We start from the raw sequence: 10,740 nt of genomic DNA on the forward strand, positions 1-10,740 counted from the left end.
AAATCTAGAAAATTCGGGTTCATAGGCGTCCGTCTTGGGTCGTGTCCCAAATGAGCTTGGGCCGGCCGGTTGTCTATTCGCGCCCTACCTTAAGGGAGAGGCGCGCTGAGGTCGAGATTAAAAATTCAGGTTGCGGGCAAGCGCAATGATGGCACTTGCCGGTCAACGGTATTGGAGGAAGACGTTGTCTCGCCCGAACTGGTCACGCAGGGCTTGAATCAACGCATCCGCCGGGTCGATTCGCCAGGTCTCGCCGAACTGCAGCAAGGTCTTCGCATCGGGGCTGGTGTACTCCATGGTGATCGGGCACGCCCCGCGATGACGCTTGAGCAGATCGCCCAACCAGCGTAGCTGATCGCCTTTCAGATCCTTGGTCTGCAACTTCAGACGCAGGCTCTCGGCGAGGTTGGTGCGCGCATCTTCCATGCTCATCACCCGCTTGACCCGCAGGCGCAGGCCGCCGGAGAAGTCGTCATTGCTGACTTCGCCTTCGACCACCACCATCGCGTCGGTCTGCAACAGCGACTGCGCCGAGTGGAACGCCTCGGCAAACAGCGACGCCTCGATACGCCCGGAGCGGTCGTCGAGGGTGATGAAACCCATCTTGTCGCCCTTTTTGTTCTTCATCACCCGCAGGGCAATAATCATCCCCGCTACGGTTTGCGTATCCCGGGCCGGTTTCAGGTCGATGATGCGCTGACGGGCGAAACGACGGATCTCGCCTTCGTATTCGTCGATCGGGTGACCGGTCAGGTACAGGCCCAAGGTGTCTTTCTCACCCTTGAGACGTTCCTTGAGGGTCAGCTCCTTGGCTTTGCGATGCACCGCATAAACATCGGCGTCTTCCTCGACGAACAGCCCGCCAAACAGGTCGGCGTGACCACTGTCGCGGGTACGGGCGGTCTGCTCGGCCGACTTGATTGCCTCTTCCATCGCCGCCAGCAGCACGGCGCGGTTGCGGTCGATGTTGGCCTGATAAGCCTTTTGTTCGTCGTGAAAATACGGGCCAAGACGATCCAGAGCACCGCTGCGGATCAAGCCATCAAGGGTGCGCTTGTTGATGCGTTTGAGGTCGACGCGGGCGCAAAAGTCGAACAGATCCTTGAACGGCCCCGCCTGACGCGCTTCGGTAATCGCCTCCACCGGGCCTTCGCCGACGCCTTTGATTGCGCCGAGGCCGTACACGATGCGGCCGTCGTCGTTCACCGTGAACTTGAATTCCGAAGTGTTCACATCCGGCGCGTCGAGACGCAGCTTCATGGTGCGAATTTCTTCGATCAAGGTCACGACCTTGTCGGTGTTGTGCATATCCGCCGACAGCACCGCCGCCATGAACGGCGCCGGGTAATGCGTCTTCAGCCAGGCGGTCTGGTACGACACCAGGCCGTAAGCGGCGGAGTGAGACTTGTTGAAGCCATAACCGGCGAATTTTTCCACCAGGTCGAAAATGTTACCGGCAAGGTCGGCTTCGATATTGTTGGTCTTGCAACCTTCAATGAAACCGCCGCGCTGCTTGGCCATCTCTTCGGGTTTTTTCTTACCCATGGCCCGACGCAGCATGTCCGCACCGCCGAGGGTGTATCCGGCCATGACCTGGGCAATCTGCATCACCTGTTCCTGATACAGGATGATGCCGTAAGTCGGCGCCAATACCGGCTTGAGGCCTTCGTACTGGTAGTCCGAGTGCGGGTACGCCAGCTCGGCGCGGCCGTGCTTACGGTTGATGAAGTCGTCAACCATGCCCGATTGCAGCGGGCCCGGACGGAACAGGGCCACCAGTGCGATCAAGTCTTCCAGGCAGTCGGGCTTGAGCTTTTTGATCAGCTCTTTCATGCCGCGCGACTCGAGCTGGAACACCGCCGTGGTTTCGGCTTTTTGCAGTAGCTGATAGGTCGGCTTGTCATCCAGCGGGATGAACGCGATGTCCAGCGGCGGCTGATCGACCTTGGCGCGGTCGCGGTTGATGGTCTTCAGCGCCCAGTCGATGACCGTCAGGGTTCGCAGGCCGAGGAAGTCGAACTTCACCAGACCGGCAGCCTCAACGTCGTCCTTGTCGAACTGGGTCACCAGACCGTCGCCAGCCTCGTCGCAGTAGATCGGCGAGAAGTCGGTCAATTTGGTAGGGGCGATAACCACACCACCGGCGTGTTTACCGACGTTACGCACAACGCCTTCAAGCTTGCGCGCCATCTCCCAGATTTCCGCGGCTTCTTCATCGACCTTGATGAAGTCGCGCAGGATCTCTTCCTGCTCGTAGGCTTTTTCCAGGGTCATGCCGACTTCGAACGGAATCATCTTCGACAGACGATCCGCCAGACCGTAAGACTTGCCCTGCACCCGCGCCACGTCACGCACCACTGCCTTCGCGGCCATGGAACCGAATGTAATGATCTGGCTTACCGCGTTGCGGCCGTATTTCTCGGCCACGTAGTCGATGACCCGGTCACGCCCATCCATGCAGAAGTCGACGTCGAAGTCGGGCATGGAAACCCGTTCCGGGTTAAGGAAACGTTCGAACAGCAGGTCATATTCCAGCGGATCGAGGTCGGTGATCTTCTGCACATAGGCCACCAGCGATCCGGCACCCGATCCACGGCCCGGGCCTACCGGTACACCGTTGCTCTTGGCCCACTGGATGAAGTCCATAACGATCAGGAAGTAACCGGGGAAGCCCATCTGGATGATGATATCCAGCTCGAAATTCAACCGGTCGACATAGACCTGACGCTTGGCTTCGTAATCTTCGGTGGTGTCTTTTGGCAGCAGAACCGCCAGCCGCTCTTCGAGACCATCGAAGGACACCTTGCGGAAATACTCGTCGATGGTCATGCCATCGGGAATCGGGAAGTTGGGCAAGAAGTGCGTGCCCAGCTTTACATCGATGTTGCAGCGCTTGGCGATCTCGACGGTGTTTTCGATCGCGTCGGGAATGTCGCTGAACAGCTCGGCCATTTCCTCGGCGCTTTTGAGGTATTGCTGATCGCTGTAATTCTTCGAACGGCGCGGATCGTCGAGGGCTCGCCCCTCACCGATGCACACGCGGGTTTCGTGGGCGGCGAAATCTTCCTGCTTGATGAAACGCACATCGTTGCTCGCCACCAGCGGCGCGCCGAGCTTGTCGGCCAAGGCCACGGCGCCATGTAACTGCTCTTCATCGTTAGGGCGACTGGTGCGCTGGATTTCCAGGTAGAAGCGGTCCGGAAACACCGTCATCCACTCACGCGTCAGGGCCTCGGCTTCGGCCGGGTTGCCACTGATCAGGGCCATGCCGATCTCGCCCTCTTTGGCAGCGGACAGCATGATCAGGCCTTCATTCGCCTCAGCAACCCACTCACGCTCGATGATGATCATGCCGTTACGCTGGCCTTCGATGAAGCCGCGCGAGATCAACTCGGTGAGGTTGCGATAGCCCTTGGCGTTCATCACCAGCAGGCTGAGCCGGCTCAGGGGCGCGTCCGGATCCTTGTTCGACAGCCACAGGTCCGCGCCGCAGATCGGCTTGATGCCTGCGCCCATGGTGTTTTTATAGAATTTGACCAGGGAACACATGTTGTTCTGGTCGGTGACCGCGACCGCCGGCATGTTCATGGCGGTCAGCGCCTTGACCAGCGGCTTGATCCGCACCAGCCCGTCGACCAGGGAGTATTCAGTGTGCAGGCGTAGATGAACGAATGAAGCCGGCATAGTGATCCTGTCCAGTTACAGAGAGACAACAAGGCCCGGATTGTACCGGGCCTCGAACAAAACATCAGCCTTGCGACTAAACCTGCGTCAGACCTTCCAGCGCCTCATAAGCCTGACGCACCGGGGCGAACGAGCGCCGGTGAATCGGCGTCGGCCCTAGCCGCGCCAACGCTTCCAGATGAACGGGCGTCGGGTAGCCTTTATGGCCGCCGATACCGTAACCCGGATAAATCAACTCGAACGCGGCCATTTCGCGGTCACGACTGACCTTGGCCAGAATCGACGCCGCAGCAATGGCTGGAACCTTGCCATCGCCCTGCACTACCGCTTCGGCGCGCATTGGCAAGTGCGGGCAGCGATTGCCGTCGATCATCGCCAGTTTCGGCTGAATATGCAGCCCGGCCACCGCGCGCTGCATGGCCAGCATGGTCGCGTGCAGAATGTTCAGTTCGTCGATTTCTTCGACTTCGGCGCGGGCGATGCACCAACTGAGAGATTTCTCAATGATCTCGTCGTAGAGCTTTTCACGCTTGGCTTCGGTGAGTTTCTTCGAGTCATTGAGACCGAGGATCGGCCGGTTCGGATCGAGGATCACCGCCGCCGTCACCACCGCACCGCACAACGGGCCACGACCGACTTCATCGACGCCGGCGACCAGTTCTTCAACTTCGGCAACCAGCGTGAAATCCAGGCCCATCTGCATATCTTTTTTGCTCATCGTGTTTGACCGACCAGGTTCAGCACGGCATCCGCCGCTTGGTTGGAAGCATCCAGCCGGAGTGTGCGATGGATCTCGTCGAAACCGCGGGTCTGCTCTTCGCCGCCCTCGATCAATGGCGACAGGGTCTGAGCCAGCGCCTCGACTGTCGCATCGTCTTGCAACAATTCCGGCACCAACAGGCGCTGGGCCAGCAGGTTCGGCAGGGACACGTACGGGCTCTTGACCATGCGTTTGAGAATCCAGAACGTCAGCGGCGCCAGGCGATACGCAACCACCATCGGCCGCTTGTACAACAGCGCTTCAAGGGTCGCCGTGCCGGAAGCGATCAGCACTGCGTTGCACGCTGCCAGAGCGAGGTGGGATTTGCCGTCGAGCAAGGTCACCGGCAGATCACGGCCGGCGAGCAGTTCTTCAAGTTGCACACGGCGTTCCGGACTGGCACACGGCATGACAAAACGCACACCGGGGCGCAGGGCGCGCAGGCGTTGGGCGGTATCGAGAAACAATGCGCCGAGACGACCGACTTCACCGCCACGACTGCCCGGCATCAACGCGACCAGCGGCCCGTCGGGCAGGCCCAATTCGGCACGCGCAGCGGCGCGATCGGCTTGCAGCGGAATGGCGTCAGCCAGCGAGTGACCGACAAACCGCACCGGCACGCCCTTCTCTTCGTAGAATTTGGCTTCGAACGGGAACAGCGTAAGCATCAGATCACAACCTTCGCGAATCTTCAGCACGCGCTTCTGCCGCCACGCCCACACCGAAGGGCTCACGTAATGCACGGTTTTGATCCCGGCCTGACGCAGCTTGAGTTCGATATTGAGGTTGAAGTCCGGGGCATCAATGCCGATGAACGCGTCAGGCTTCTCGGCAATCAGCGTGGCTATCAGCTTCTTGCGGCGTTTGAGCAACTCACGCAGCCGGCCGAGCACCTCAACCAACCCCATGACCGACAAGCGCTCCATGGGAAAGTAGGAACTCAGGCCTTCGGCCTCCATCAACGGACCACCGACACCGATGAACTCGACCGACGGATGTTGTGCCTTGAGGGCACGCATGAGCCCGGCACCGAGAATGTCACCGGAAGCCTCCCCCGCCACCAGCGCAATACGCAAATTGGCCATGATCAGCGGGTGATGCCGCGAGTCGACGACTCGATGGAATCGCGGAACACAGCGACTTCCGGGAACTGCGCAGCAGGTCCTGCCAGGTCGGCCAATGCCTGCTCAACCGTCAGCCCTTGGCGATAGACAGTTTTATAGGCACGGCGCAGCGCGTGTATCGCGTCATCGCTGAACCCGCGACGGCGCATGCCCTCAAAGTTCATGCTGCGGGCTTCGGCCGGGTTGCCGAATACCGTGACGAACGCTGGAACGTCTTTGCCGATCGCCGTGCCCATACCAGAAAAGCTGTGGGCGCCAATGTGGCAATACTGGTGCACCAGGGTAAACCCGGAGAGGATCGCCCAATCGTCAACGTGCACGTGGCCAGCCAACGCGGTGTTGTTGACCAGAATGCAGTTATTGCCGATGACACTGTCATGGCCGATGTGGGCATAAGCCATGATCAGGTTGTGATCGCCCAACGTGGTTTCCGAACGGTCCTGAACGGTACCACGGTGAATCGTCACGCCTTCACGGATGACGTTATGGTCACCGATCACCAAGCGGGTTTCTTCGCCCTTGTACTTCAAATCGGGCGTGTCTTCGCCTACCGAGGAGAACTGGTAAATGCGATTGTGTTTACCGATGCGGGTCGGACCTTTGAGGATCACATGTGGCCCGATCACGGTACCCTCGCCGATTTCCACACCTGCGCCGATGATCGACCACGGGCCGACCTCGACGCCGTCAGCCAGAACGGCGGACGGATCGATGATTGCGCGAGGGTCAATCAAACTCATACTTTTTGTTCCGCGCAGATGATCTCGGCCGAGCAGACCGGCTTGCCATCAACCGAAGCCTGGCATTCGAATTTCCAGATCTTGCGCTTGCAGCTGATGAACGTGGCTTCAAGAATCAACTGGTCGCCCGGTTTAACCGGCTGGCGGAAGCGCAGTTTGTCCGAACCTACGAAGTAATACAGGGTGCCGTCGGCCGGTTTGACGTCGAGCATTTTGAAACCGAGGATCCCTGCAGCCTGAGCCATCGCTTCGATGATCAGCACGCCCGGCATGATTGGATGCGCTGGGAAGTGGCCATTGAAGAACGGTTCATTGATGCTGACATTCTTGTAGGCGCGAATTCGCTTGCCTTCAGTGTCCAGCTCCACCACCCGGTCCACCAGCAGGAACGGGTAACGGTGAGGCAAGTATTCGCGAATCTCGTTGATGTCCATCATTTCGGGGGGAAGCCTATGTAAAGATTGGGAGCGCGACTGACGCGCACTCCTCTAGCAAATCAAGGAGGCAGTCTAGCGGCTGTGCACACTTGATATGGAAATGGTATCAGCCATCTGATGAAGCATTGCCGTCAGGGGTCACTTCCCCTACGCGCTTTTCCAGCTGTTTCAAACGTCGCGCGATGTCATCGAGCTGACGGATGCGTGCCGCGCTTTTGCGCCATTCGGCAGCCGGTTGCATGGCTGTGCCGGAAGAATAGGCACCCGGCTCGGTAATCGAGTGGGTCACCATGGTCATCCCGGTCAGGAAAACGTTGTCGCAAATATCAATGTGCCCGACCAGACCGACACCGCCGGCCAGCATGCAATGCTTGCCGATTTTGGTGCTGCCGGAGATGCCCACACACGCAGCCATCGCGGTGTGGTCACCGACCTGGACGTTGTGAGCAATCTGGATCTGGTTGTCGAGCTTTACACCATTGCCGATCACGGTATTGGCCAACGCACCGCGGTCGATGGCGGTATTCACGCCGATCTCCACATCGTCACCGATGGTCACACCACCAATCTGGGCGATTTTCTGCCAGATACCCTTCTCATTGGCAAAGCCGAAGCCTTCGCCACCGAGTACGGCACCGGACTGAATAACCACACGCTTGCCGATGTGCACATCGTGATACAGCGTCACCCGTGGAGCGAGCCAGCCGCCCTCACCGATTTCACTGCGCGCACCGATGACACAATGGGCGCCCAGAGTGACCTGCGCACCAATTCGCGCACCCGCCTCGATCACCACAAACGCACCGATGCTGGCGGTTGGATCAACCACTGCATCAGCAGCAATAACCGCTGAAGGATGGATACCCGCAGTGGCTTTTGGCTTGGGGTCGAACAAGTGAGAGATGCGTGCGTAGGCCAGATAGGGATCCGGCACCACCAGTGCATTACCGGCAAAACCCTCGGCGTCCGCTTCTTTGAGCAGCAACGCGGCTGCCTGAGAACCGGCAAGGAATTTGCGATATTGCGGATTTGCCAGAAAGCTCAACTGAGCTGGGCCAGCCTCTTGCAAAGTGGCTAGCCCAGTAATTTGCTTCTCCGGGTCGCCACGCAGGGTGGCGCCGAGGAACTCGGCCAACTGGCCGAGCTTGATAGTCACGGTCATGGGTTACTTCAGCTGATTCATGCGCTCGATAACCTGGCGCGTGATGTCGTACTGAGGTTTGACATCGATCACTGCACCACGCTCGAACACCAGGTCAAAACCACCTTTCTTGATGACTTCTTCCACTGCGCCATCCAGCTTTGGCTTCAGTTGCTTGAGCATTTCGCGGTCGGCAACGGCTTTGGCTTCGTTCAGTTCTTTGGACTGGAACTGGAAGTCACGGGCCTTTTGCTTGAATTCAAGCTCCAAACGCTCACGTTCGCCTTGCTGCATCTTGTCACCACCGGCCATCAGACGATCCTGAATGCCTTTGGCGCTGCTTTCCAGAGTCTTCAGTTTGGTCAGTTGAGGACCGAACTTCTTCTCGGCATCCACGGCATACTTCTTCGCCGCGTCGGATTCCAGCAAGGCCATCTGATAGTTCAGAACAGCGATTTTCATGTCGGCGAAAGCCGGGCCTGCCACCAATACGGAGGCCAGGAGAACCAATTGAGTCAACTTACGCACGATGCACTCCTACAAAATCCATTGTCGTTATCTTGGGTCAGACGCTTAGAACGTCTGGCCGAGGGAGAATTGGAACACTTGAGTTTCAGCGTCATCCGGTTTCTTGATCGGCATGGCCAACGCGAAGCTCAGAGGACCCAGTGCGGTGACCCAGGTCACACCTACACCGACGGAACTTGCCATGTTGCTCAGGCTGATGTCGTTGCACTTGGTGTTGGACGACGAGCCGTTTGCATTGGTGGTGTCCTTGCACTGCGAGTCGAAAACGTTACCCACGTCCCAGAATACCGAAGTACGCAGGGAACGCTGATCCTTGACGAATGGCATCGGGAACAAAACTTCCAGACCACCCTGAATCAGGACGTTGCCACCGAATGGCAGTGGATCCTGGTCCGGATCCAACGAGGTGCCCGGGTTATTGCCACGGCTCGGAGTACTGCGTGGACCAAGGGTACTGTCCTTGAAGCCACGTACCGAGTTGAAACCACCAGCATAGTAGTTTTCATAGAACGGCAAGCCGTCTGTGGAACCATAACCGTCGCCATAACCCAGCTCGGTGTGCATACGCAGAGTGTAGTTTTCAGTGATCGGCTGGAACAGCTGACCACGGTAGTCAAGTTTGAAGAACGACAGGTCGCTGCCGGGAATGGTGGTTTCCAGGGTCAGGCTCTGGGAACGACCACGGGTCGGCATTACACCCTTGTTCAAAGTCGACTCGGACCAGCCGGCCGAAGCCTTGAAGTTCAGATACTGATCGCCTTCCTTGTTAACGAAGTCGAAAATCTCGTCAACGGTGTATTGACCGGTGTTGATCTTGTCTTGCTGTGCAGACAGACCGAAGGTCAGTCGCGAAGTCTCGCTGATCGGGTAGCCAACGTTAACGCCAGCACCCAGGCTGTCTACGGCATAGCTCGAAATATCGGCGTCGAGTTCATCGTAGTCAGTGGTGCGGTAGAACGCGTTGTAACCCAGGCTTACGCCGTCGGCGGTCCAGTAGGGGTCAACGTAGCCGAAGTTGTAGCGGCTCTGGTATTCGCTTCGGGTCAGACCGATGCTGACGCGGTTACCGCTACCGAGGAAGTTGTTCTGGGTGATCGAACCACCGAGGATCAGACCAGCACTCTGGGCGAAACCGACACTGGCGGTAATCGAACCAGAAGCCTGCTCTTCAACGCTGTAGTTAACATCAACCTGGTCATCGACGCCCGGAACAGCAGGGGTTTCGACGTTGACCTCTTTAAAGAAGCCCAGACGCTCAAGACGGGTCTTGGACTGGTCGATCAGGTAAGTCGAAGCCCAGCCACCTTCCATCTGACGCATTTCACGACGCAACACTTCGTCTTCCGACTTGGTATTACCACGGAAGTTGATGCGGTTGACATAAGCACGCTTGCCCGGATCGACGGCAAACAGGATATCCACAGTGTGGTCATCATCGTGCGGCTGAGGCACACCGTTGACGTTGGCGAAGGTGTAACCCTCGTTACCCAGACGACGGGTGATCAGTTCGGAAGTAGTGGTCATCAGCTTGCGCGAGAACACCTGGCCTTTCTGCACCAGCAGCAGGGACTTGACCTGATCTTCAGGGACTTTGAGATCACCGCTGAGTTTGACGTCACGAACGGTGTACTTCTCGCCTTCGGTCACGTTGACAGTGATGTAGACGTGCTTCTTGTCCGGGGTGATGGACACCTGGGTCGAGGCGATATCCATGTTGATATAGCCGCGGTCCAGGTAGTAGGAACGCAGACGCTCCAGGTCACCGGACAGTTTTTCACGGGCATATTTGTCATCGTTCTTGAAGAACGACAGCCAGTTGGTGGTCTTCAGCTCGAACAGGTCGGTCAGGTCTTCCTCAGGGAAAACCGTATTACCCACCACGTTGATGTGCTGAATGGCCGCAACGGTGCCTTCGTTGATCTTCACTTTCAGGCCAACGCGGTTACGCGGCTGCGATACCACTTCGGTATCGACCGTTGCCGAATAGCGACCTTGCGCGACGTACTGGCGCTGCAGTTCGTTACGCACACCTTCGAGGGTGGCACGCTGGAAGATTTCGCCTTCGGCCAGACCGGATTGCTTGAGGCCTTTCATCAAGTCTTCAGTGGAGATCGCCTTGTTGCCCTCGATCTCGATACTGGCAACCGACGGACGTTCGACGACCGTGATCACCAGAACGTTGCCTTCGCGGCCCAGCTGGATGTCTTGAAAGAAAAGATCGGAAGAGCACAGTTGAACTCAGTCACGATTCAGCATCTCGTATGCCGTATCATTGTAGGGAAGGGGACCCGGGGGGGCGGGGGGGGGGCCCCGGCGTTTTATTGTT

Annotated in this window: 7 protein-coding genes and 1 pseudogene; all 8 read right to left on the reverse strand. The window is 58.1% G+C overall.

The window, feature by feature from the left end:
• Positions 1 to 162 precede the first annotated feature (162 nt).
• Positions 163 to 3,684 (reverse strand): DNA polymerase III subunit alpha, encoded by a 3,522-nt coding sequence (gene dnaE / locus ACIQVE_RS28125; protein ID WP_402814961.1) that lies wholly within the window; start codon positions 3,682 to 3,684, stop codon positions 163 to 165.
• A 76-nt stretch (positions 3,685 to 3,760) separates the two neighbouring features.
• Positions 3,761 to 4,387 carry a ribonuclease HII gene (gene rnhB / locus ACIQVE_RS28130; RefSeq protein WP_402814973.1) on the reverse strand — a complete coding sequence of 209 codons (627 nt, stop codon included), beginning with the start codon at positions 4,385 to 4,387 and terminating at the stop codon, positions 3,761 to 3,763.
• A gap of 11 nt (positions 4,388 to 4,398) precedes the next feature.
• Complete coding sequence (gene lpxB / locus ACIQVE_RS28135) at positions 4,399 to 5,529, reverse strand: lipid-A-disaccharide synthase (protein ID WP_402814964.1); 1,131 nt, start codon at positions 5,527 to 5,529, stop codon at positions 4,399 to 4,401.
• Positions 5,530 to 5,531: 2 nt separating this feature from the next.
• A complete protein-coding gene (gene lpxA, locus ACIQVE_RS28140; RefSeq protein WP_402814967.1) occupies positions 5,532 to 6,308 on the reverse strand; it encodes an acyl-ACP--UDP-N-acetylglucosamine O-acyltransferase in 777 nt (258 codons plus the stop codon).
• Positions 6,305 to 6,745 carry a 3-hydroxyacyl-ACP dehydratase FabZ gene (gene fabZ / locus ACIQVE_RS28145; RefSeq protein WP_016771469.1) on the reverse strand — a complete coding sequence of 147 codons (441 nt, stop codon included), beginning with the start codon at positions 6,743 to 6,745 and terminating at the stop codon, positions 6,305 to 6,307. Before fabZ ends, lpxA begins: the two co-directional genes overlap by 4 nt.
• 106 nt (positions 6,746 to 6,851) lie before the next feature.
• Positions 6,852 to 7,907 (reverse strand): UDP-3-O-(3-hydroxymyristoyl)glucosamine N-acyltransferase, encoded by a 1,056-nt coding sequence (lpxD, locus tag ACIQVE_RS28150; RefSeq protein ID WP_402814970.1) that lies wholly within the window; start codon positions 7,905 to 7,907, stop codon positions 6,852 to 6,854.
• A 3-nt stretch (positions 7,908 to 7,910) separates the two neighbouring features.
• Positions 7,911 to 8,414, reverse strand: a complete 504-nt coding sequence (locus tag ACIQVE_RS28155; RefSeq protein WP_042557882.1) for an OmpH family outer membrane protein — start codon at positions 8,412 to 8,414, stop codon at positions 7,911 to 7,913.
• A gap of 45 nt (positions 8,415 to 8,459) precedes the next feature.
• Positions 8,460 to 10,628 (reverse strand): annotated as a pseudogene (gene bamA / locus ACIQVE_RS28160) (outer membrane protein assembly factor BamA); the annotation flags it as partial.
• Positions 10,629 to 10,740 lie beyond the last annotated feature (112 nt).

This window comes from Pseudomonas sp. NPDC098747 (assembly GCF_044760045.1).
Classification (GTDB): domain Bacteria; phylum Pseudomonadota; class Gammaproteobacteria; order Pseudomonadales; family Pseudomonadaceae; genus Aquipseudomonas.

What these genes read in the sequence shown, in the direction of transcription:
- dnaE (WP_402814961.1), bottom strand. Translation starts at nt 3,684, where the DNA reads ATGCCGGCTTCATTCGTTCATCTACGCCTGCACACTGAATACTCCCTG.
- rnhB (WP_402814973.1), bottom strand. Translation starts at nt 4,387, where the DNA reads ATGCAGATGGGCCTGGATTTCACGCTGGTTGCCGAAGTTGAAGAACTG.
- lpxB (WP_402814964.1), bottom strand. Translation starts at nt 5,529, where the DNA reads ATGGCCAATTTGCGTATTGCGCTGGTGGCGGGGGAGGCTTCCGGTGAC.
- lpxA (WP_402814967.1), bottom strand. Translation starts at nt 6,308, where the DNA reads ATGAGTTTGATTGACCCTCGCGCAATCATCGATCCGTCCGCCGTTCTG.
- fabZ (WP_016771469.1), bottom strand. Translation starts at nt 6,745, where the DNA reads ATGATGGACATCAACGAGATTCGCGAATACTTGCCTCACCGTTACCCG.
- lpxD (WP_402814970.1), bottom strand. Translation starts at nt 7,907, where the DNA reads ATGACCGTGACTATCAAGCTCGGCCAGTTGGCCGAGTTCCTCGGCGCC.